Raw genomic sequence first — 21,795 nt, 5'->3', positions numbered from 1 at the left:
TTACTGAACAGCGAATTGACGACGAATCTTTCTCATCAATAAGAATAGCCAGGGCCACAAAATACCGTCTACCACGCTACTCCAGAAAATCTCTGGTCGGAACGAAATATTGATAACTAAAAACTCAGCCCAGAAAACAATGACATCCATTGCCAGCGACAGCACCATAACCATTAACGCCTGTTGCCACAACGCCAGGTTACGGAAAAGCTGAAATTTGAAAGCGACCAGATAGGCGATAATGCTCAGCGCCAGCGCCCGTACCCCCAGCGTGGAGCCGGAGATCAGATCCATAATGCCGCCCATGACAAAACCGGTGCCAACGCTCACCCGATGCGGTAGCGCCAGCAGCCAGTAAATCAGGATCAGTAGCAGCCAGGAGGGACGAAACATATAAAAATTGTCCGGCCACGGCATAATTTGCAGGATCAGCGCCACCAGAAAGGATAGCCAGATAACCCAGCGGCCATGGCTGCGATAGCGACTCAAGGACGGCCTCCCTGCGCGGCAGGCTGGCTGCCCGGTACGGCGGTGCGGCTATCGGTTGAAGGCGTCGCTAAGGCAGGCGTTGAAGGATTTGCCTGCGCCGGCGCGCCTTCAGCGGCTGGCGGTAACGGCGGCCCCATTTCTCCGGCTGGCGGCAGCACCTGTGGCATCATCTGCATCAGGCGCTCGTTCGCTACCCGATGCACTTCATCCGGTGCCATCGGCATATCGCCGTTACGATCTGCGCCCCACAGCAGCAGCAAATAGCGCAGACGCTGCAGCCCTGCCGTTGGACGCGCCTGAATCACCGTGTAGGCGCGCTGCGTATCCACTTTCACGGATGATACTACCGCGACCGGATACCCTTCCGGGAAACGCCCGCCGAGGCCGGAGGTGACCAGCACGTCGCCAACGCGAATATCGGTATTGCCCGGCAGATGCTCTAGCTGCAGATCTTCGGTGCAGCCGTTGCCGGCAGCGATAACGCGAATATCATTACGCAGCACCTGAATCGGCAGAGCATGAGACGCATCGCAAATCAGCAGTACGCGGCTGGTCATCTGCCCCACCGCAATCACCTGCCCGACCACGCCCTTATCGCTGATTACCGGCTGTCCTTCATAGACGCCATTGACGCTGCCTTTATCAATCACCACCTGATCGGTATAGGGATCGGTGCCGGTAGAAATCACCTGAGTCACCATTTTATGCTCATCCTGACGCAGCGGCGATCCTAACAGCTCGCGCAGACGCGCATTTTCCTGCCGGTATTGTCCCAGCATCAGCAGCTCAGTGTTTTTCAGAAAGAGTTCGCGCTGCAGCGCTTTATTTTCCTTTTCAAGCTGCTGGCGAGAGGCCAGCGTTTCAGCAACGCTGTCCAGAATTTGTCGTGGCCCATTGGCCAGAAAATAGAATGGACTTACGGCCGTGTCCATATAGTTACGGATTTGGGTAAACGAACCCACGCGGCTGTCGGCGACAATGATGCCGATGGCCACAATAACCGCCAGAAAAAGGCGGAGCTGCAGGGAGGGCCCCCTGCTGAAAATTGGCTTCATAAACTCTGCGTATTCCCCGACATCAAAAAAAGGGAGTGTTGCTTTGCCGTGCACTCCCTTCTGGCAGATTATTCTTCGCTGAACAAATCGCCGCCGTGCATGTCGATCATTTCCAACGCTTTACCGCCGCCACGAGCGACACAGGTCAACGGATCTTCCGCTACCACGACCGGAATGCCGGTCTCTTCCATCAGCAGGCGATCAAGATTACGTAATAGCGCGCCGCCGCCGGTCAGGACCATGCCGCGCTCTGAAATATCGGATGCCAGCTCTGGCGGACACTGTTCAAGCGCAACCATTACAGCGCTAACGATACCGGTCAGCGGTTCTTGCAGGGCTTCCAGGATTTCGTTGGAATTAAGGGTAAAGCCACGCGGCACGCCCTCAGCCAGATTACGGCCGCGCACTTCGATTTCGCGAACCTCATCACCCGGATAGGCAGAACCGATTTCATGCTTGATACGTTCTGCGGTTGCTTCACCAATCAGTGAGCCGTAGTTACGGCGTACATAATTAATAATAGCTTCATCAAAACGATCGCCGCCGATACGTACGGAGGAGGAGTAGACCACACCGTTAAGAGAAATCACCGCGACCTCGGTGGTACCGCCACCAATATCCACCACCATAGAACCGGTTGCTTCAGATACCGGCAGGCCTGCGCCGATTGCGGCAGCCATTGGCTCTTCGATCAGGAAAACTTCACGCGCGCCTGCTCCCTGAGCAGATTCGCGAATTGCGCGGCGCTCAACCTGAGTAGCGCCGACCGGAACGCATACCAGCACGCGCGGGCTGGGACGCATAAAACTGTTGCTATGCACCTGCTTAATAAAGTGTTGCAGCATTTTCTCAGTAACAAAGAAATCAGCGATTACGCCATCTTTCATTGGACGAATAGCGGCAATATTGCCTGGCGTACGACCAAGCATCTGTTTTGCATCATGACCGACAGCCGCAACGCTCTTGGGAGAGCCGGCACGATCCTGGCGGATGGCAACGACTGAGGGCTCATTCAGCACGATACCCTGGCCTTTGACGTAGATCAGGGTATTCGCGGTACCCAGGTCAATGGACAAGTCGTTGGAAAACATGCCACGAAATTTTTTAAACATACTAAAGGATAATCCTGCAAGCTGGGGGCGGAAAATAAAATCCGCTTACTTTACCAACCACGCGAAGCCGCCACAAGGCGCAAAAACGTTCTACTTCGGTGAAAAATCAAGCTATCTCGCGCTTGTTACCATGTTATCGAACTGATGCAGCAATATTCGGCCGAAAAAGCAGCTGAATACCCGCGAAATCGGGCTGATAAGCGGACATAACAGTTATAAAATCTAACATTTAAATTCCACGGCGGTTGGCAGCCGCAAATAGCCGCTGGCTCCTTAACCGCGCGCCATTATGTCAAATCATCCGGCTAAACCCGAACTCTTTGCGAATATTTTTTCACATTACTATTAACCAGTTGTGAAGTAGAGAAAAAGTCGCCCTGGCCACCTGCAACGCCAAGCGCTGACAGCATTTGCCACTCTTCCCGCGTTCTGACGCCTGCGGCGAAAACCTGCGTCGGCGTCATGCTGCACACCTCAATTAAGCTTTTCACAAACAGCTGGTTTTCAGTTCGTCTTTCAATATTACGCACCAGACCCGGATGAAGCTTAATAAGCTCAACGCCCGCCTGGGTAATATAGGCGGTGCTGACTACCGTTAAGCCAGCCTGGCTGACCGCCAGACGACAGCCAAAACCTTTAAGCAATCGCAGCGCCGGTTGCAAACGATTGAAGTGTTGACACACTTCTGCCTCAGCAAGTTCAAATAAAAAACGTTGCCGCTGCGATTTAGTACACTGCAGCAGCATATCGCGCAGCGTTCGCTGAAACGTCGGCTGTAATAATGAATCAATCGTCATCGGCACCGCCAGCGTCTCTTCCGGCCAGCAGGCAGAGAGCGTCATAATACGCTGCATCAGCTGATGGTCGTACGCCTCAGCCAGCCCCATCTGCTGCACTAACGGCATAAACTCTGCTGCCTGCAGCTCTTTTTCGCCGTCAAAAATGCGCGGCAACATTTCACGATGATGCACCTGACCATCGCGCAGTACGGCCGGCTTTTGATAGAGCCGTGGGCCGCCGCGCTTCAGCGTATGCTCCAGCAGCGTACGCCATTGAACGCTGCCGCGTCCGCCATCCACATCCATTCCTTCCGCCGTCACCCATGTGTTGCCGCCCTGCAACGCAGCATGGCGTGTGGCCTGCTCAACGCTCTCCATCACCTGTTGTGTGGTTTGTCCGCTACGCCAGGCGCTAATGCCGATATAAATCATATTTTGCCGATCGATCATTGCCGTCGGCGGCAGCGCATCAACCGCTTTGATTAGATGAGCCGCGATGCCGTCCGCCTCTTTTAGCGTGCGGTGCGGCAACAGCACCATAAAATCACTGCGAAAATAGCGCGCCAGCAGAGCGCCGGAATAGCGCATAACAAACGTCGAAAGCATATTAACCAGAGAAAAGAGATAATCCTGTACCGCCCCGCTGCCCCATTTTTCACTCAGGCTGTCAAAATCGGGCAGACGGATCATCATTACCACGCCGTGGGTGCCCACTTTTTCCTGATCTTCTAATAGGGTCGCCAGTTGATTATCAAAAAAGAGCCTATTATTCAGGCCGGTCGCCGCATCCTGCGCGGTAAAGGCGCGGATAAGAGTATCAATGCGGGTACGCTGCTCGCCCGCTTCCTGGAGATCGTCCAGCAGCAGATCGATAGCCGTGGAGGCTTTCGATGGCCACTCATTGACGTTGCCGCGACCAATCCCGCGCCGTTCGCCGTCAATAATGCGTTCTGCTCGCTTTTCCAGACTCTCCATTCCTTTGAGTTGACGCCATAACCAGCGCTGCGTAGGCACCAGCAACAGCAACATAAATGCCGCTACCAGCACAACGGCAATGATTACCGAGGAACCGATAAAAGATTTAAACCAGGTATTCGCCGGATCAAGTACCTCAACACGCAACACCCAGCCGGGCTGATGCATTAGCGGCAGATCGTAACGGCGGAAGCGATTGGGAACGTCATCGAGTAGAGGATACTGACGGTGAGAAAGCGCAAGAATGGCCTTTTCTTTACTGAGGATATGTAAGCGTTCTATATCCATAAGCGGCATTGTACGCTGTAACCATGGCGTCAGTTCAGCTGGACTTTGAGTCAGCAGCGCCTGATCCACTTCTGTTTTCAGCGTCTCTATCTGCTGCTCGGCCCATTCGCTACGTAGCCAGAAAAAGCTCAGCGTGCTGCCCACCAACATTAATACTATTGCCAGAGTAATAAGCAGCGTTACAAACGCTGAGAGTTTTGTGGTTGATCGCATCCCTGTGCCTTTTTCACTGCGTTATGACCACGCCGCAACGATGAGAAGCGGGTGTCAGAGGGTAAACATATGGAGGTTATTCGCCCGGCCAGCGCTAAAAAATCAATAGCCTGCGATTTATTTGCGGCGGGTCAGCCTCTGCTACCATTCGGCGAGTATAGTTGCCAAAGACTTTATCGTTACCATCGACTCACAAAATTCAGGAGAATCTCATGCAGGCTTTACTGATTGAACAAGCTGACGGCGCTTATCACGCAGCGCTGAGCGATATTTCGCCACAGCAGTTGCCGCCAGGTAATGTGACGGTAGATGTTAGCTGGTCGGGCATCAACTATAAAGATGCGCTGGCAATTACCGGTAAAGGCAAAATTGTTCGCCAGTTTCCGATGGTGCCCGGCATCGATTTTGCGGGCACCGTGCACCACAGCGAAGATCCGCGCTTCCATGTGGGACAGCAGGTTTTACTAACCGGCTTTGGCGTGGGTGAAACGCACTGGGGTGGCCTGGCGGAACAGGCGCGAGTCGATGGCGACTGGCTGGTGCCGCTGCCGGAAGGACTGACGGCGCGTCAGGCAATGATTTTAGGCACGGCGGGTTTTACTGCCATGCTGTGCGTTATGGCGCTGGAGGAAGGCGGCATCACCCCGGATAAAGGTGATGTGCTGGTGACCGGTGCCAGCGGCGGCGTCGGCAGTACGGCAGTGGCTCTGCTCAGCGCGCTGGGCTACCAGGTCACCGCCGTCAGCGGCCGGGAAAGCAATACGGATTACTTGCGTCAGCTTGGTGCCGCTAAGGTGCTGCCGCGCAGCGAGTTTGCTGCCGAAAGCCGCCCGCTGGAGAAACAGCGCTGGGCAGGCGCGATCGATACTGTTGGTGATAAGGTGCTGGCCTCGGTGCTGGCGCAAATGCACTATTCCGGCGTGGTGGCCGCCTGTGGTTTGGCTGGCGGATACGCGCTGCCCACCTCTGTCATGCCTTTTATTCTGCGCAATGTTCGTTTGCAGGGCGTGGATTCGGTGCAAACGCCAGCGCCCCGACGGATTGAAGCCTGGAAACGCCTGGTGAAAACCATACCGGCCAGCTTCTTTCAACAGGCCACCACCGAGGTGACATTATCGGCAGCGGCTGATGCCGCCCAGCGCCTGCTGGATAATAAAGTCACGGGTCGTACACTGGTGAAAATCGCGCAGAGATAATGCACGCCAGGAAATTTCATATTTTCACCTGAAAACCTGCGCTGGTTCGACGTTTTGCTTCATGCTTAGTTATCTGCTCTCCGCCAGCGCTGCGGAGGGCCTGCACAGGAGTAGAACCATGAAGCCGGTAAATAAGCTCACCGAAGCGGATATCACCCCCGAAACGATTTTCCACCAGCAGCGTCGTCAGGTGCTTAAGGCGCTGGGTTTAGGCGCGGCGGCGCTCAGCGTGCCGGGAGGCGCACGGGCCGATGTGCTTTCCTGGTTCAGGGGCAACGATCGTCCGCCTGCGCCCGCTGGCCGCCCGCTGGATTTCAGCAAACCCGAGGCGTGGCAGGCCGCGTTGCCGCTCACGCCAGAGGACAAAGTCAGCGGTTACAACAACTTTTATGAATTTGGTCTGGATAAAGCGGACCCTGCCGCCAACGCCGGCACGCTGAAAACGGAAAACTGGAAAATCCGCATCGACGGTGAAGTGGCGAAACCGCTCACGCTGGATATGGACGATATCTTTAAACGCTTTCCCCAGCAGCAGCGTATTTACCGTATGCGCTGCGTGGAGGCCTGGTCGATGGTGATCCCCTGGGTCGGCTTCGAGCTGGGCGCGCTGCTGAAAGCCGTTGAACCCACCAGTCATGCGCGCTATGTCGCCTTCCAGACGCTTTATGCGCCCGATCAGATGCCAGGACAAAAAGATCGCTTTATTGGCGGTGGACTGGATTATCCCTATGTTGAAGGGCTGCGTCTGGATGAAGCGATGCATCCGCTGACGCTGCTTACCACCGGCGTTTACGGCAAAGCGCTGCCGCCGCAAAACGGCGCTCCAATCCGCCTGACGGTGCCGTGGAAGTATGGTTTTAAAGGCATTAAATCGATTGTTCATATCAGGCTAACGCGTGAGCAGCCGCCAACGACCTGGAATCAGCTGGCACCGAATGAGTACGGCTTCTTTGCCAACGTCAACCCGCATGTAGACCATCCGCGTTGGTCGCAGGCCAGCGAACGCTTTATCGGCAGCGGCGGCATTCTGGATGTGAAACGTCAGCCGACGCAGCTCTTTAACGGCTATGCCGGGCAGGTTGGGTCGCTCTACCGCGGGCTTGATTTAAGGGAGAATTACTGAGTGCGCCTGACGTTAAAACAGATAACGGGGCTGAAGGTTCTGCTGCACCTGGCGGGATTACTGCCCTTGCTGTGGTTGATATTTTCCATCCTGCAGGGCACAGGATTTAGCGCCGATCCGGCAAAAGATGTTCAGCATTTTACCGGGCGTATGGCGCTAAAGTTTTTGCTGGCTACGCTGCTGGTGTCTCCGCTGGCGCGCTATGGCCGTCAGCCGCTGCTGATTCGTGTGCGCCGCCTGCTGGGTTTATGGTGCTTTGCCTGGGCTACGCTGCATCTGGTGAGCTATGCGCTGTTGGAACTGGGAATCAGTAATCTGTCGCTGCTGGGTTCAGAGCTTATTTCACGTCCCTATTTAACGCTGGGCATTATCAGCTGGGCGATGCTGCTGGCGCTGGCGGTAACCTCATTACAAAAACTCCAGCGTAAAATGGGACCTCGCTGGCAAACGCTGCATAACTTTGTCTATCTGGTGGCGATTCTCGCGCCAGTTCACTATATCTGGTCCGTAAAAGTACTCTCTCCGCAGCCGCTTATTTACGCATTACTGGCCATAATCCTGCTGGCCTGGCGTTATAAGAAATTTCGCCGATGGTGGTCTAAATAGCGGCATAATTTGTGCCGCATCCCACATATCTGTCTAACTCCCAGGAAACTTTTGCCGCCTGCGTTGATAATCTCCGCAGATACGACCAGTATTTAGCTGCGAAAAGTAACGAAATAGATATAATGCCCGGCTTCGGTTGCTATGAAAGACTCTTTTTCACTTCAGAAAGGTGACAAATGGCTTTTCACGAGGTATTTTACGCGATGCCTCACTTATTGCAGGAGATAGCAGCAAAATGGCGCATGATTTTCATATTCTGCTCTTGAATGGCCCCAACCTCAATTTATTGGGGACGCGTGAGCCAGACAAATATGGGCATGACACGCTGTCCGGGATCGTAGACGATCTGACATCGCAGGCCAGCGCGTTAAATGTGAAATTAAGCCATTTACAGTCGAATGCAGAACACGTTCTGATTGATCGTGTTCACGAGGCGAAAGGCAATGTTGATTACATCATTATCAACCCGGCGGCGTTCACGCATACCAGCGTTGCGCTACGTGATGCGTTGCTGGCGGTGGATATTCCTTTTATCGAGGTACATATCACCAACGTGCATGCCCGTGAGTCTTTCCGCCACCATTCCTGGCTTTCTGATATTGCTGCCGGCGTAATCTGTGGACTTGGCGTCGACGGTTACTCCTGGGCTTTACAAACGGCAGTAAAACGCCTGTCAAAATCAAATTAAACAGAGTACGGAACCACACTCATGGATATTCGTAAGATTAAAAAACTGATCGAACTGGTTGAAGAATCCGGTATCGCTGAACTTGAAATTTCCGAAGGCGAAGAATCAGTTCGTATCAGCCGCGCACCTGCAGCCGCTCCTTATCCCATGATGCAACAGGCTTACGCCGTACCGGCTCCGCAGCCGGCGCTGGCGACCGCCGTTGCCCCAGCCAGCGCGCCGGCTATTGAATCGCCTGCTGCCGCTGAACTGAGTGGTCACATTGTTCGCTCACCGATGGTCGGGACGTTCTACCGTACCCCTAGCCCGGACGCTAAAGCGTTTGTTGAAGTGGGCCAGAAGGTGAATATCGGCGATACCCTGTGCATCGTTGAAGCCATGAAAATGATGAACCAGATCGAAGCAGACAAGGCGGGCGTGGTTAAAGCTATCCTGGTCGAGAGCGGTCAACCTGTTGAGTTTGACGAGCCGCTGGTCGTCATCGAATAACGAGGCGAACCATGCTGGATAAAATTGTTATTGCCAACCGTGGTGAGATTGCCCTGCGTATTTTGCGTGCCTGTAAAGAATTAGGCATCAAAACCGTTGCAGTACACTCCACCGCGGATCGTGATTTAAAACATGTGCTGTTGGCAGACGAGACTGTTTGTATCGGTCCGGCGCCGTCTGTAAAAAGTTATCTGAATATTCCGGCGTTGATCTCCGCTGCGGAAATCACCGGCGCGGTAGCTATTCACCCGGGCTACGGCTTCCTGTCAGAAAACGCTGATTTTGCCGAGCAGGTTGAGCGCTCCGGCTTTATTTTCATCGGCCCTCGTGCCGAAACGATTCGTCTGATGGGCGATAAAGTTTCCGCGATTAACGCGATGAAAAAAGCGGGCGTGCCTTGCGTGCCTGGCTCTGACGGCCCGCTGGGCGATGATATGGATAAGAACCGGTCGATCGCGAAACGCATCGGCTATCCGGTCATTATCAAAGCCTCCGGCGGCGGCGGCGGACGCGGTATGCGCGTTGTCCGCAGCGATAAAGAGCTGGAAAACTCCATCAGCATGACGCGTGCGGAAGCGAAAGCCGCTTTCAACAACGACATGGTTTATATGGAGAAGTACCTGGAAAACCCACGCCACATCGAAATTCAGGTGTTGGCTGACGGCCAGGGCAACGCGATCTACCTGGCTGAACGCGACTGTTCTATGCAGCGCCGTCACCAGAAAGTCGTGGAAGAAGCGCCTGCACCAGGTATTACCGCTGAAATGCGCCGTTATATCGGTGAGCGCTGCACCCAGGCCTGCGTTGAGATCGGCTATCGCGGCGCGGGTACTTTTGAGTTCCTGTATGAAAACGGCGAGTTCTACTTTATTGAGATGAACACCCGTATTCAGGTTGAGCATCCGGTGACCGAAATGATTACCGGCGTGGATCTGATCAAAGAGCAGCTGCGTGTGGCTGCAGGTCAGCCGCTGTCGATCAAGCAGGAAGAAGTTGTGGTGAAAGGCCACGCGGTGGAGTGCCGTATCAACGCGGAAGATCCGAATACGTTCCTGCCAAGTCCGGGCAAAATCACGCGCTTCCATGCGCCGGGTGGTTTTGGTGTACGTTGGGAATCGCATATTTATGCCGGTTACACCGTACCGCCGTACTATGACTCCATGATTGGCAAGCTGATCACTTACGGTGAAAACCGTGACGTGGCGATTGCCCGCATGAAAAACGCGCTGGCTGAGCTGATCATCGACGGGATTAAAACCAACGTCGAACTGCAGATGAAGATCATGTGCGATGAAAACTTCCAGCACGGTGGTACCAATATCCACTATCTGGAGAAAAAGCTGGGTCTGGCAGAGAAATAATTTTTCTGTTGCCCTGTCTGAGGCCGGCTTGTCCGGCCTTTTTCTTTCTGGTTTTGCTGATGATGAAAAGCACTTCTCTCGATACGCGCTTTATTCAGGCACACCGTGAGGCCCGCTGGTCCTTCTGGCTGGCAGTGGCTTATCTTACCGTCTGGGCGCTTGCAGCCTGGCTGGGCGGTGTACAACCCGGCTTTACCGGCCTGCCGCGCTGGTTCGAGCTTTCCTGTCTGTTTGCGCCCCTACTGTTTATTTTCCTGTGCTGGTTGATGGTTCGCGTCTGCTTCCGTGATATTCCGCTGGAGGATGATGATGCAAACTGAAGTTATTCTTCCCCTGCTTGGTTACCTGCTGCTGATTGCCCTGCTCTCGGTCTACGCCATGCGTAAACGTCGTCAGGGAAACTTTCTTAACGAATATTTTCTTGGCGGACGCTCTATGGGCGGCTTCGTACTGGCAATGACGCTGACCACTACCTATATCAGCGCCAGCTCCTTTATTGGCGGGCCTGGCGCAGCATATAAATATGGGCTGGGCTGGGTACTGCTGGCGATGATTCAGGTTCCCGCCGTTTGGTTATCGCTTGGTGTGCTGGGTAAAAAGTTCGCCATTCTGGCGCGACGTTACAATGCGGTGACCCTTAACGATATGCTTTATGCGCGCTACCGCAGCTCGCTGGTGGTTTGGCTGGCCAGCATTAGCCTGCTGGTGGCGTTTGTTGGTGCCATGACCGTACAGTTTATCGGCGGCGCCCGGCTGCTGGAAACCGCAGCTGGCATTCCATACGATACCGGTTTGCTGATTTTCGGCGGTACCATTGCGCTCTATACCGCGTTCGGTGGTTTTCGTGCCAGCGTGCTGAACGATGCAATGCAGGGATTGGTGATGCTGATCGGCACCTTTTTGCTGCTGTTCGCCGTGATACATGAGGCAGGCGGTATGCATGCGGCGGTGAGTAAACTGCAGCATATCGATCCACGTCTGGTCACGCCGCAGGGCGTCGATAATATTATTACGCCTACTTTTCTCTCTTCTTTTATTGTTCTGGTCTGTTTTGGCGTTATCGGCCTGCCCCATACCGCCGTGCGTTGCATCTCCTATAAAAACAGCAAAGCGGTGCATCGCGGCATTATCGTTGGCACGATAGTGGTTTCGGTGATGGTGTTTGGTATGCATTTGGCTGGTGCGCTCGGTCGTGCGCTGCTGCCCGATCTGACTATCCCGGATCGGGTTATTCCCACCCTGATGCTGACCGTCCTGCCACCCTTTGCCGCCGGGATCTTTCTGGCCGCGCCGATGGCGGCAATTATGTCGACGATCAATGCTCAGCTGCTGCAATCCTCTGCAACGATCGTTAAAGATCTTTATCTGCGGCTTTATCCACAGCAGCTGGAGAACGAGCCACGGCTGCGCCGTCTTTCCGGCATCGTTACGCTGGTGCTGGGGATGTTGCTGCTGCTGGCGGCGTGGAATCCGCCCGATATGTTGATCTGGCTGAATCTGCTGGCGTTCGGCGGGCTGGAGGCGGTCTTTCTCTGGCCGCTGGTGTTAGGCCTCTATTGGGAAAAAGCCAATGCCGCCGGCGCTCTGAGTGCGATGATTGTCGGCGCGACCTGTTATACCCTGTTGGCAGCGCTGCAACTGCAGCCAGCAGGCTTTCATCCTATCGTGCCGGCCCTGCTGTTAAGCCTGCTGGCATTTATTATCGGTAACCAGTTTGGTCGCCCGGCTTCAGCGTCGGACGCCTCCTCACTGTATGAATAAAGAGAATCGCTATGCCCTGGATACAAATCAAGATCAACACAACCGGCGCGGATGCAGAAGCGCTGGGTGACCTGTTAATGGAACAGGGAGCCGTGTCGGTAACCTTCCAGGATACTCACGATACGCCGGTGTTTGAGCCGCTGCCGGGCGAGACGCGCCTGTGGGGCGATACCGATGCTATCGGCCTGTTTGATGCCGAAACGGATATGGCGGAAGTGGTTAGCCTACTGGAGCAGGATCCGCTGCTGGGCCAGGGCTTTCGCCATAAGATCGAACAGATCGAAGATAAAGACTGGGAACGCGAATGGATGGAAAATTTCCATCCGATGCGCTTTGGGCAACGTTTATGGATCTGCCCAAGCTGGCGCGACGTGCCCGATCCCACTGCGGTTAATGTGATGCTCGATCCGGGTCTCGCTTTCGGAACCGGTACACATCCCACGACCGCGATGTGCCTGAGCTGGCTTGACGGGCTGGATTTACAGGGCAAAACCGTGATCGATTTCGGCTGTGGCTCCGGTATTCTCGCTATCGCAGCCCTGAAGCTTGGCGCTGCGCAGGCGATTGGGATCGATATCGATCCGCAGGCCATTCAGGCCAGCCGCGACAATGCTGAGCGTAATGGTGTATCCGAGCGCTTATCGCTCTATCTGCCCCACCAGCAGCCGGATAACCTGAGCGCCGATGTGGTGGTCGCGAATATCCTTGCCGGACCGCTACGTGAGCTGGCACCGCTTATCAGCGTCCTGCCGAAAACGGGTGGCCATTTAGGTCTGTCGGGTATTCTTGCCAGTCAGGCAGACAGCGTTTGTGAAGCTTACAGCGAACGCTTTGAGCTTGACCCTGTGGCGGAAAAAGAGGAATGGTGCCGCATTACCGGTATTCGCCGCTAAGCCTGCCTGCCCGCGCGTTGTGAACGGCTATCGCAACGCGCCATTTCCTTTTTCCTCTTTTCTACTTACAGATAACTGTCTGCTTTTTGTACTATCAGCACGGTTCAAAGCTTCCTGCTTCGATCGGTAAGGCGCTGAGACGCCTCTGATAAACAAAAAAGGGATAGCAAGATGCAAAAAACAATAGCCGTGCTGCTGAGCTTGCCGCTGGCCTGGGCGGCATCGGCCCTTGCGGAAAATCAATGGTCATATGAAGGGAGTGCTTCACCAGGGCACTGGAGCGAACTCAACGAGCAGTGGTTTTTCTGCAATAAAGGACGATACCAGTCACCCATTGATATCAGCGATCCTGTAGCGGGAAATCTGCCGCCGTTAACGGTTGATTTCTCCACCCTGGCAGCCAGCATTATCAACAACGGTCACACGATCCAAATCGCTGTTGGGCATGGAAATAGCTTTATGCTGGACAGGCAAAGCTGGGAGCTAAAGCAGTTCCATTTTCATACCCCGAGCGAAAATCATATCAACGGTCAAAGCTTTCCGCTGGAGGTGCATTTCGTTCATGCTAACCGTAATGGTGAATGGGCGGTAGTCGCCGTCATGCTGGTAGCCGGTAAGCCCAATCCAGCGCTGGACTGGCTCCTTGATGCGTTGCCGCAACGGCAAAATCAGGAAAAAGCGCTGCATAAAAACCTCTCTTTTGCATCGCTTTTTCCACAGGATAAACATTATTACCGGTTCAGCGGTTCCCTGACCACCCCGCCCTGTACGGAAGGCGTGATATGGCTGGTAATGAAACAGCCGGTGGAAGCATCAAAAGCGCAGCTGGCACGTTTTGCGCAAGCGATGCACAGGGCAAATAACCGCCCATTGCAGCCGCTCCATGGCCGGCAAATTGTGGAATAAGTGTGCCTTAACGCTATCCAGGTAAAGCCATAGCGGGTTTCAGAGGTGTTATTGATGTTATATCTGTGGTTTTAAGCGCCGGAAAGCCGCTTTTATCCTGTGGATGAGATCACATTTTAATAAAAATCTTTGCTCACAATTTAAACGCGAAATTTTAAACTCATGTTTTTAAAGGATAAACTTTGAAGGGTCATGGAGTAACCGACTTTTCTATGATTTTCACCCAATGATTGTTCAAAGTTTGGCCTTTCATCTTCAGTAAAAAATGCGTAATATACGCCGCCTTGCGAGTAGATACGGTCACTTCTTTCATGCGCATTGGACAACACCAGCTCCGTAATCAACTGATAGCCGCTCCGATGGCCGGTATTACTGACAGGCCTTTCAGAACGCTCTGTTATCAGATGGGGGCCGGAATGACCGTTTCCGAGATGATGTCGTCAAACCCAGAGGTTTGGGCCAGCGATAAGTCTCGTTTGCGTATGGTACATAGTGACGAGCCCGGAATTCGCGCCGTGCAGATTGCCGGTTGCGATCCTGATGAAATGGCTGAAGCGGCACGGATTAATGTTGCGTCCGGCGCTCAGGTTATTGATATCAATATGGGCTGCCCGGCCAAAAAAGTTAATCGTAAGATGGCAGGCTCTGCGCTGCTGCAATATCCCGACGTGGTGAAGAATATTCTTACCGCTGTGGTTAATGCAGTAGAGGTGCCGGTTACCTTAAAGATTCGTACCGGCTGGGATAGAGATAATCGTAATTGCACTGAAATTGCCCAATTGGCTGAACGTTGTGGTATCCAGGCTTTGACCATTCATGGCCGAACCCGCGCCTGTTTGTTCAATGGCAACGCTGAATACGACAGCATTCGGACAGTTAAGCAGAACGTTTCCATTCCGGTTATCGCGAACGGAGACATTACTGACCCGCACAAGGCCAGGGCGGTGCTCGACTATACGGGAGCTGATGCTCTGATGATAGGACGCGCCGCTCAGGGAAGACCGTGGATCTTCCGGGAAATCCAGCATTATCTGGACACTGGGGAGTTGCTCCCACCCATGCCGCTGGCAGAAGTGAAGCGCTTGCTCATCGGGCATATACGGGAACTGCACGACTTTTACGGTCACGGCAAGGGATACCGTATTGCACGAAAACACGTTTCCTGGTATCTCCAGGAAAACGCCCCAAACGACCAGTTTCGGCGCACATTCAACGCCATTGAGGATGCCAGCGAACAGCTGGAGGCGTTGGAGGCATACTTCGAAAAACTTGCGTAAACGAAATAAAGAGCTGACAGAACTATGTTCGAACAACGCGTAAATTCTGACGTACTGACCGTTTCTACCGTTAACTCACAGGATCAGGTGACGCAAAAGCCGCTGCGTGATTCGGTAAAACAGGCACTGAAGAACTATTTTGCTCAACTGAATGGTCAGGATGTTAATGATCTGTATGAGCTGGTACTGGCTGAAGTAGAGCAGCCTCTGTTGGACATGGTGATGCAATATACCCGTGGCAACCAGACCCGTGCAGCCCTGATGATGGGTATCAACCGCGGTACGCTGCGTAAGAAACTGAAAAAATACGGCATGAATTAATTTCTTCGCTGTGAAAAAAGGCGCTCCATTCGGATGCGCCTTTTTTAATGTCTGGACCTCAAGAATTGTCCGTTTTTTGTAAATCTGGCCTGCCCGGCCTAACTTCTGTGTACCATCGTTGTCTGAGAAACTGTACCGCGACTGATTGCCATCTTTATGCGTTACATCTTTTTTTACGCATATGAGAGCGTCATGAAATCATCACCACGTTTTACCCTTGATATGCTGCATCCTCGCCACTGGCTTACCTGGTTTGGTCTTGGCGTTCTGTTTCTGTTGGTTCAGCTTCCTTTTCCGCTGCTTGAGAAGCTGGGTGTCTGGATGGGTCGTACCTCGATGCGCTTTTTGCCGCGCCGCGTACGTATTACACGTCGTAATTTAGAGCTCTGCTTCCCCGATCTTAGCCCATCTGAGCTGGAACAGCGCATCATCCATAATTTCGAATCGTTAGGCATGGGCCTGATGGAAACCGGCATGGCGTGGTTTTGGTCCGACGCACGCGTAAAGCGCTGGTTTACCGTTAATGGTTTACATAACCTCCATGCAGCACAGAAAAACAAACGCGGCGCGCTGATTATTGGCGTGCATTTTATGTCGCTGGAATTGGGCGGCCGCACGATGGGTCTGTGTCAGCCGATGATGGCGATGTACCGCCCGCATAACAACAAGCTGATGGAATGGGTGCAAACCAAAGGCCGTATGCGCTCTAATAAAGCCATGATCGATCGTCGTGACCTGCGCGGTATGGTAAAAGCGCTTAAGCAAGGCGAGGCCGTATGGTTTGCTCCCGATCAGGATTACGGCCCGAAAGGCAGCGTATTCGCTCCGCTTTTTGCGGTTCCGCAGGCGGCGACCACTAACGGTACCTTTATGCTGGCCCGCATGGCGAAACCGGCGATGATTACCGTGGTGTTGATTCGTAAAGAGCGCGGCCAGGGATATGAACTGGTTATACAGCCAGAGCTGGAAAACTATCCGCTGGAAGATGAACAGGCTGCCGCTGCCTATATGAATAAAATTATTGAACGGGAAATTCTGCGCGCGCCCAGCCAATATCTATGGCTACACCGACGTTTTAAAACCCGTCCGGTAGGCACTGCCTCACTCTATTAGTTAACCCGATCGATGAAAGCCCGTTAGTGGTAACACTAACGGGCTTTTTTATGCAGGTCGCGGCACAAGTGTAATGTGCGCGCCAGTTCACATTCCAGTTATCCTCTTTAACTCTTTAACTCTTTAACTCTTAAACTCTTGCACTCTTGCACTCTTGCACTCTTGCACTCTTGCACTCTTGCACTCTTGCACTCTTTGTGATCGCCACACCTTACCTCGCCTCATACTGGTGCGCGATAGTAGCCAAACTTTTCCGTTACCTTCCGTTATTAATCGCGTTTCTACAAAGAACCAGGATCCTGCAATTCTGGCACTCTCCTTGCACTGTTGTGAATGGCTAACCGCCGCAGACAGGAAAAGCGCAGCACAAGCGCTCGTCACCCCATAACGATATGATCACGCCACACAGGATGATTTATGAATAAAATGATGCTTTCCGCTGTGTTAGCTACCGCGTCGCTGCTGGCTATCGCGAATCAGGCTCATGCCGGCGCTACGCTTGACGCCATTAAAAAGAAAGGGTTTATTCAGTGCGGGATTAGCGATGGTCTGCCAGGATTTTCCTGGGCTGATGCCAACGGTAAATTTACCGGACTGGATGTCGATTTGTGCCGGGCCACCGCCGCTGCGCTATTTGGCGACGCAAGCAAAGTTAAATATACCCCGCTTACCGCTAAAGAGCGCTTTACTGCCCTGCAATCGGGAGAAGTGGATATTTTATCGCGTAACACGACATGGACATCCTCACGCGACGGCGGGATGGGCTTCCTGTTTGCTGGCGTCAACTACTATGATGGCATCGGCTTTCTTACCCATAACAAAGCCGGGCTGAAAAGTGCGAAAGAGCTTGATGGTGCCACCGTATGTATCCAGGCCGGGACCGATACTGAGCTAAACGTGGCGGATTACTTTAAAGCAAACAAGATGCAGTACACGCCCGTAACCTTCGATCGCTCCGATGAGTCAGCGAAGGCGCTCGACAGCGGTCGCTGCGATACGCTGGCTTCCGATCAGTCACAACTCTATGCCTTGCGCATCAAGCTGGGCAAGCCTGACGAATTTATTGTCCTGCCTGAAGTGATTTCAAAAGAACCGCTTGGCCCGGTTGTTCGTCGAGGTGATGATGACTGGTTCACTATCGTAAAATGGTCTTTCTACGCCATGCTGAATGCCGAAGAGATGGGCATCAACTCGAAAAACGTCGACCAAATGGTGGCCAAACCCAGCACGCCGGATATGGCGCATTTGCTGGGTTCAGAAGGCGATTTCGGTAAAAATCTGAAGCTGGATAATAAATGGGCTTATAACATCATCAAACAGGTCGGCAACTATCAGGAGAGTTTCGATCGCAACGTAGGTAAAGATAGCCCGCTTAAAATAGCGCGTGGGCAAAACGCGCTCTGGAAAGATGGCGGCATCCAGTACGCGCCTCCCGTACGTTAATTCCTGCCAGTACACCGGGCACCGCTACGGTGCCCTCGCCAGTATTTTCGCTTTTGAGGTCGATCATGTCTCAACGCCCAACCGTGAAAAGGGACTTTTCATTCTCTAATCCTGCGGTTCGCGCCTGGCTTTACCAGATTTTCGCCGTTGTCGCCGTTTTCGCCGTAGTGGGATATCTCATCCATAATACCGTTCTCAATCTGGCCAACCGGGGCATTACCTCCGGCTTCGGCTTCCTGGAACGCAGCGCTGGTTTCGGGATCGTTCAGCACCTTATCGATTATTCTGACGGCGATACCTATGCGCGTGTTTTTCTGGTTGGCTTAACCAATACGCTGCTGGTCTCTGCGCTTTGTATTGTTTTTGCTTCCGTGCTGGGCTTTTTTATCGGTCTGGCGCGCCTTTCTGATAACTGGCTGCTGCGTAAAATCTCAACCTTCTATATCGAAACCTTCCGTAATATCCCGCCGCTGCTGCAAATATTCTTCTGGTACTTCGCCGTGCTGCGTAATTTGCCCGGGCCCAGGCAGGCGCTGAATGCTTTTGATCTGGCGTTTATCAGTAATCGCGGGCTTTATATTCCCTGGCCGGAGTATGCTCCGGGGACGTGGCCTTTTATCGTCGCCCTGCTGTTGGCCACTATCGCTACCGTTGCCCAGTTTCGTTTTAATCGCAACTATCAGTTGAAAACCGGCAGGCTACGCCGCACCTGGCCCGCAGCTGTAGCAATGCTGGTTATTTTACCGCTGATCGCACATTTGCTGTTCGGCGCGGCGATGCACTGGGATATTCCTGCACTGCGTGGTTTTAACTTTCGTGGCGGTTTTGTATTGATACCTGAACTGGCTGCGCTCACCCTGGCGCTCTCTATTTATACCTCTTCGTTTATTGCCGAGGTGATCCGTTCAGGCATTCAATCAGTACCGCATGGACAACATGAAGCAGCCATGTCGTTGGGCTTGCCTAATCCGGTTAGCTTGCGACAGGTCATCCTTCCGCAAGCGATGCGGGTCATTATTCCACCGCTAACCAGCCAGTATCTGAATATCGTAAAAAACTCCTCGCTGGCGGCTGCCATCGGCTATCCCGATATGGTTTCGCTGTTTGCCGGCACGGTTCTTAACCAGACCGGCCAGGCAATAGAGACGATTGCCATGACGATGGCGGTTTATCTGACGATCAGCCTGTTGATCTCGCTACTTATGAACATCTACAACCGCAAAATCGCCCTGGTTGAACGTTAAAAGGTACGGCTTACCATGACAGTAACCACACACGATCCGTCTCCCGTCCCGACAAATGTTGTTATGCGCATGTCGCGGTGGGCTCAGAAAAATCTTTTTTCCAGCTGGTTCAATACGCTGCTTACTTTGCTCTGCTTATGGATTATATGGAGCGTTATCCCGCCTGCGCTGAACTGGTTGATTTTTCAAGCTAACTGGTTTGGCGAAAGCCGTACCGACTGTACAAAAGAAGGGGCATGCTGGGTATTTATTCATGCCCGTTTTGGCCAATTTATGTATGGGCTTTATCCGCATGAACTGCGCTGGCGTATCAATATTACGTTAATCATCGGGCTGCTTTCTCTTATACCAATGTTTATCAGGCAAATGCCACGCCGTGGTCGCTATATTGCCGTCTGGGCTATGGTATTTCCCCTTTTTGTCTGGCTGATGCTCTATGGCGGTCTGTTTGGCCTTGAGCGCGTAGAAACGCGTCAATGGGGTGGTTTAACGCTGACGTTGATTATTGCGGCTGTTGGGATTGCCGGCGCTTTACCGCTGGGCATTTTACTGGCTCTGGGACGCCGCTCAACCCTGCCGGTGGTACGAGCGCTGTCAGTGATTTTCATTGAGTTCTGGCGCGGCGTGCCCCTGATTACCGTACTTTTTATGTCATCCGTTATGCTGCCGCTGTTTATGGCTGAGGGAACATCGATAGATAAGCTGGTACGGGCCCTGGTTGGCGTTATTCTCTTTCAGTCGGCCTATGTTGCAGAAGTGGTGCGCGGCGGATTACAGGCGTTGCCAAAAGGACAAACTGAAGCGGCGGAATCTTTGGCGCTCGGCTACTGGAAAACCCAACTGCTGGTTATTCTCCCTCAGGCTCTCAAACTCACCATCCCTGGCCTGGTCAATACCATTATCGCCCTGTTCAAAGATACCAGCCTGGTAATCATTATCGGTCTGTTTGATCTGTTCAGTAGCGTACAGCAGGCTACTGTCGATCCAGCCTGGCTCGGTACGTCGACCGAAGGCTACGTTTTTGCTGCGCTGGTTTACTGGATCTTTTGCTTCGGTATGTCGCGTTACAGTCAGCACCTTGAAAACCGTTTTAACACCGGGCGTAAAGCACATTAAGGAGTATTCTAATGAAACCAGTGACTCATTCTACAGATACAATGATTACGCTTGAAAATGTGAACAAGTGGTACGGGCAGTTTCATGTGCTGAAAAATATTAACCTCACGGTAAAACCGCGTGAACGTATCGTGCTGTGCGGTCCTTCCGGTTCCGGAAAATCAACAACAATACGCTGCATTAATCATCTTGAAGAGCATCAGCAGGGACGAATCATTGTGGATGGCATTCATTTAAATAACGACCTGCGCAATATTGAAAAAGTCCGTACTGAAGTCGGCATGGTATTCCAGCATTTTAATCTTTTCCCGCATCTCACAGTGTTGCAGAACTGTACCCTTGCGCCAATCTGGGTGCGAAAGACGCCAAAAAAAGAGGCTGAGGCGTTAGCGATACATTACCTTGAGCGGGTTCGTATCGCTGAACATGCCCATAAATTTCCCGGACAGATTTCTGGCGGTCAGCAGCAGCGGGTAGCGATTGCTCGTTCACTTTGTATGAAACCTAAAATTATGCTGTTCGATGAGCCAACATCAGCGCTTGATCCTGAGATGGTAAAAGAAGTTTTGGATACCATGATTGGTCTGGCAGAAGATGGTATGACGATGCTTTGCGTCACACATGAGATGGGATTCGCCCGTACCGTGGCCGATCGGGTGATTTTTATGGATCGCGGGGAGATTGTAGAACAGGCACCGCCTGAAGAATTCTTCGCGTATCCTAAATCAGAACGTACGCGTATGTTTTTATCGCAGGTTATTCATTAAGCCAGTTTTGAGATCTACTCCGAACTGGGCTGGGCTGGGCTGGGCTGGGGTAGATAGTTTCTAACTGCCCAACAGAAATATATCTATTAACGGCCGGCAAAACTTCTCTGATAAGCAGAAACGAAAAAGCCTCAGCTTTCGCTGAGGCTCTGTCGTTTATTTGATGCCTGGCAGTTCCCTACTCTCGCATGGGGAGACCCCACACTACCATCGGCGCTACGGCGTTTCACTTCTGAGTTCGGCATGGGGTCAGGTGGGACCACCGCGCTCTTGCCGCCAGGCAAATCTTTTTATAAGTTGTCTAAGACGACTTATTTAAACTGTTGCTTTTTAAGCATGGGCCACATTACTGCCGCCCTGATAAAACTGGTGCTGATACCCAGAGTCGAACTGGGGACCTCACCCTTACCAAGGGTGCGCTCTACCAACTGAGCCATATCAGCACACTAAATTTGATGCCTGGCAGTTCCCTACTCTCGCATGGGGAGGCCCCACACTACCATCGGCGCTGCGGCGTTTCACTTCTGAGTTCGGCATGGGGTCAGGTGGGACCACCGCGCTCTCGCCGCCAGGCAAATTC

General features: G+C 52.9%; 21 protein-coding genes, 1 tRNA gene and 2 rRNA genes. 17 read left to right on the top strand and 7 right to left on the bottom strand.

Annotated elements, in window-relative coordinates; translation table 11 throughout:
- From mreD to csrD, 4 genes are all read right to left on the bottom strand, one after another.
- A complete protein-coding gene (mreD, locus tag ACQE32_RS16500) occupies positions 1-489 on the bottom strand; it encodes a rod shape-determining protein MreD (protein ID WP_085068391.1) in 489 nt (162 codons plus the stop codon).
- Positions 486-1,544 (bottom strand): rod shape-determining protein MreC, encoded by a 1,059-nt coding sequence (gene mreC, locus ACQE32_RS16495; RefSeq protein ID WP_426982144.1) that lies wholly within the window; start codon positions 1,542-1,544, stop codon positions 486-488. Before mreC ends, mreD begins: the two co-directional genes overlap by 4 nt.
- Positions 1,545-1,612: 68 nt before the next feature.
- Positions 1,613-2,656, bottom strand: a complete 1,044-nt coding sequence (mreB, locus tag ACQE32_RS16490; protein ID WP_003855260.1) for a rod shape-determining protein MreB — start codon at positions 2,654-2,656, stop codon at positions 1,613-1,615.
- A gap of 305 nt (positions 2,657-2,961) precedes the next feature.
- The gene (csrD, locus tag ACQE32_RS16485; RefSeq protein WP_426974871.1) at positions 2,962-4,911 is read right to left on the bottom strand and encodes an RNase E specificity factor CsrD; all 1,950 of its coding nucleotides are present in this window, start codon (positions 4,909-4,911) and stop codon (positions 2,962-2,964) included.
- Between the two features lie 212 nt (positions 4,912-5,123).
- On the opposite strand from csrD, the gene ACQE32_RS16480 reads away from it, so the two are divergent.
- The 17 genes from ACQE32_RS16480 (at position 5,124) to ACQE32_RS16400 (ending at position 21,215) form a co-directional block, all read left to right on the top strand.
- Positions 5,124-6,107: an MDR family oxidoreductase gene (locus ACQE32_RS16480; RefSeq protein ID WP_427022109.1), complete on the top strand. Its 984-nt coding sequence runs from the start codon at positions 5,124-5,126 to the stop codon at positions 6,105-6,107.
- A 118-nt stretch (positions 6,108-6,225) separates the two neighbouring features.
- Positions 6,226-7,230, top strand: a complete 1,005-nt coding sequence (gene msrP, locus ACQE32_RS16475; RefSeq protein ID WP_427022108.1) for a protein-methionine-sulfoxide reductase catalytic subunit MsrP — start codon at positions 6,226-6,228, stop codon at positions 7,228-7,230.
- On the top strand, positions 7,231-7,836 hold the full coding sequence (gene msrQ, locus ACQE32_RS16470; protein ID WP_427022107.1) for a protein-methionine-sulfoxide reductase heme-binding subunit MsrQ: 606 nt from the start codon (positions 7,231-7,233) through the stop codon (positions 7,834-7,836).
- A gap of 235 nt (positions 7,837-8,071) precedes the next feature.
- Positions 8,072-8,524, top strand: coding sequence for a type II 3-dehydroquinate dehydratase (aroQ, locus tag ACQE32_RS16465; protein WP_250651574.1), 453 nt, complete (start codon positions 8,072-8,074; stop codon positions 8,522-8,524).
- 21 nt (positions 8,525-8,545) lie between these two features.
- The gene (accB, locus tag ACQE32_RS16460) at positions 8,546-9,013 is read left to right on the top strand and encodes an acetyl-CoA carboxylase biotin carboxyl carrier protein (RefSeq protein WP_426974875.1); all 468 of its coding nucleotides are present in this window, start codon (positions 8,546-8,548) and stop codon (positions 9,011-9,013) included.
- A gap of 11 nt (positions 9,014-9,024) precedes the next feature.
- Positions 9,025-10,374: an acetyl-CoA carboxylase biotin carboxylase subunit gene (gene accC, locus ACQE32_RS16455; RefSeq protein WP_426974876.1), complete on the top strand. Its 1,350-nt coding sequence runs from the start codon at positions 9,025-9,027 to the stop codon at positions 10,372-10,374.
- 59 nt (positions 10,375-10,433) lie between these two features.
- On the top strand, positions 10,434-10,694 hold the full coding sequence (locus ACQE32_RS16450; protein WP_426974877.1) for a YhdT family protein: 261 nt from the start codon (positions 10,434-10,436) through the stop codon (positions 10,692-10,694).
- Positions 10,684-12,135, top strand: a complete 1,452-nt coding sequence (panF, locus tag ACQE32_RS16445; protein WP_426974878.1) for a sodium/pantothenate symporter — start codon at positions 10,684-10,686, stop codon at positions 12,133-12,135. Before ACQE32_RS16450 ends, panF begins: the two co-directional genes overlap by 11 nt.
- 11 nt (positions 12,136-12,146) lie before the next feature.
- Positions 12,147-13,028, top strand: a complete 882-nt coding sequence (gene prmA / locus ACQE32_RS16440) for a 50S ribosomal protein L11 methyltransferase (RefSeq protein WP_250651571.1) — start codon at positions 12,147-12,149, stop codon at positions 13,026-13,028.
- 171 nt (positions 13,029-13,199) lie between these two features.
- Positions 13,200-13,934: a carbonic anhydrase gene (locus tag ACQE32_RS16435; RefSeq protein WP_427022106.1), complete on the top strand. Its 735-nt coding sequence runs from the start codon at positions 13,200-13,202 to the stop codon at positions 13,932-13,934.
- Between the two features lie 311 nt (positions 13,935-14,245).
- Complete coding sequence (gene dusB / locus ACQE32_RS16430; protein ID WP_250651569.1) at positions 14,246-15,211, top strand: tRNA dihydrouridine synthase DusB; 966 nt, start codon at positions 14,246-14,248, stop codon at positions 15,209-15,211.
- Between the two features lie 24 nt (positions 15,212-15,235).
- Positions 15,236-15,532, top strand: a complete 297-nt coding sequence (gene fis / locus ACQE32_RS16425; RefSeq protein WP_000462905.1) for a DNA-binding transcriptional regulator Fis — start codon at positions 15,236-15,238, stop codon at positions 15,530-15,532.
- A 192-nt stretch (positions 15,533-15,724) separates the two neighbouring features.
- On the top strand, positions 15,725-16,645 hold the full coding sequence (lpxP, locus tag ACQE32_RS16420) for a kdo(2)-lipid IV(A) palmitoleoyltransferase (protein WP_250651568.1): 921 nt from the start codon (positions 15,725-15,727) through the stop codon (positions 16,643-16,645).
- A 417-nt stretch (positions 16,646-17,062) separates the two neighbouring features.
- Entirely contained in the window at positions 17,063-18,088 is a 1,026-nt protein-coding gene (locus ACQE32_RS16415; RefSeq protein WP_426982139.1) for an amino acid ABC transporter substrate-binding protein, read from the top strand.
- Positions 18,089-18,153: 65 nt separating this feature from the next.
- Entirely contained in the window at positions 18,154-19,332 is a 1,179-nt protein-coding gene (locus ACQE32_RS16410) for an amino acid ABC transporter permease (protein WP_427022105.1), read from the top strand.
- A gap of 15 nt (positions 19,333-19,347) precedes the next feature.
- Positions 19,348-20,448, top strand: a complete 1,101-nt coding sequence (locus tag ACQE32_RS16405) for an amino acid ABC transporter permease (protein WP_427022104.1) — start codon at positions 19,348-19,350, stop codon at positions 20,446-20,448.
- 11 nt (positions 20,449-20,459) lie between these two features.
- Positions 20,460-21,215: an amino acid ABC transporter ATP-binding protein gene (locus ACQE32_RS16400; protein ID WP_427022103.1), complete on the top strand. Its 756-nt coding sequence runs from the start codon at positions 20,460-20,462 to the stop codon at positions 21,213-21,215.
- A 165-nt stretch (positions 21,216-21,380) separates the two neighbouring features.
- On the opposite strand, the gene rrf (ACQE32_RS16395) is transcribed toward ACQE32_RS16400, so the two are convergent.
- From rrf (ACQE32_RS16395) to rrf (ACQE32_RS16385), 3 genes are all read right to left on the bottom strand, one after another.
- Positions 21,381-21,496 (bottom strand): 5S ribosomal RNA (gene rrf, locus ACQE32_RS16395).
- A gap of 86 nt (positions 21,497-21,582) precedes the next feature.
- A tRNA-Thr gene (locus ACQE32_RS16390) sits at positions 21,583-21,658 on the bottom strand.
- Positions 21,659-21,672: 14 nt separating this feature from the next.
- Positions 21,673-21,788, bottom strand: a 5S ribosomal RNA gene (gene rrf, locus ACQE32_RS16385).
- Between the last annotated feature and the right edge of the window lie 7 nt (positions 21,789-21,795).

The organism is Pantoea sp. FN0302 (assembly GCF_050113775.1).
GTDB classification, from domain to species: Bacteria; Pseudomonadota; Gammaproteobacteria; order Enterobacterales; family Enterobacteriaceae; genus Mixta; species Mixta alhagi.
This window is presented reverse-complemented; position numbering and strand designations above follow the sequence as displayed.

Bases quoted from the DNA above. Each gene is read 5' to 3' on its own strand.
- mreC (WP_426982144.1), bottom strand. From the start codon at position 1,544: ATGAAGCCAATTTTCAGCAGGGGGCCCTCCCTGCAGCTCCGCCTTTTT.
- mreB (WP_003855260.1), bottom strand. From the start codon at position 2,656: ATGTTTAAAAAATTTCGTGGCATGTTTTCCAACGACTTGTCCATTGAC.
- csrD (WP_426974871.1), bottom strand. From the start codon at position 4,911: ATGCGATCAACCACAAAACTCTCAGCGTTTGTAACGCTGCTTATTACT.
- ACQE32_RS16480 (WP_427022109.1), top strand. From the start codon at position 5,124: ATGCAGGCTTTACTGATTGAACAAGCTGACGGCGCTTATCACGCAGCG.
- msrP (WP_427022108.1), top strand. From the start codon at position 6,226: ATGAAGCCGGTAAATAAGCTCACCGAAGCGGATATCACCCCCGAAACG.
- aroQ (WP_250651574.1), top strand. From the start codon at position 8,072: ATGGCGCATGATTTTCATATTCTGCTCTTGAATGGCCCCAACCTCAAT.
- accB (WP_426974875.1), top strand. From the start codon at position 8,546: ATGGATATTCGTAAGATTAAAAAACTGATCGAACTGGTTGAAGAATCC.
- accC (WP_426974876.1), top strand. From the start codon at position 9,025: ATGCTGGATAAAATTGTTATTGCCAACCGTGGTGAGATTGCCCTGCGT.
- ACQE32_RS16450 (WP_426974877.1), top strand. From the start codon at position 10,434: ATGATGAAAAGCACTTCTCTCGATACGCGCTTTATTCAGGCACACCGT.
- panF (WP_426974878.1), top strand. From the start codon at position 10,684: ATGCAAACTGAAGTTATTCTTCCCCTGCTTGGTTACCTGCTGCTGATT.
- prmA (WP_250651571.1), top strand. From the start codon at position 12,147: ATGCCCTGGATACAAATCAAGATCAACACAACCGGCGCGGATGCAGAA.
- ACQE32_RS16435 (WP_427022106.1), top strand. From the start codon at position 13,200: ATGCAAAAAACAATAGCCGTGCTGCTGAGCTTGCCGCTGGCCTGGGCG.
- dusB (WP_250651569.1), top strand. From the start codon at position 14,246: ATGCGCATTGGACAACACCAGCTCCGTAATCAACTGATAGCCGCTCCG.
- fis (WP_000462905.1), top strand. From the start codon at position 15,236: ATGTTCGAACAACGCGTAAATTCTGACGTACTGACCGTTTCTACCGTT.
- lpxP (WP_250651568.1), top strand. From the start codon at position 15,725: ATGAAATCATCACCACGTTTTACCCTTGATATGCTGCATCCTCGCCAC.
- ACQE32_RS16415 (WP_426982139.1), top strand. From the start codon at position 17,063: ATGAATAAAATGATGCTTTCCGCTGTGTTAGCTACCGCGTCGCTGCTG.
- ACQE32_RS16410 (WP_427022105.1), top strand. From the start codon at position 18,154: ATGTCTCAACGCCCAACCGTGAAAAGGGACTTTTCATTCTCTAATCCT.
- ACQE32_RS16405 (WP_427022104.1), top strand. From the start codon at position 19,348: ATGACAGTAACCACACACGATCCGTCTCCCGTCCCGACAAATGTTGTT.
- ACQE32_RS16400 (WP_427022103.1), top strand. From the start codon at position 20,460: ATGAAACCAGTGACTCATTCTACAGATACAATGATTACGCTTGAAAAT.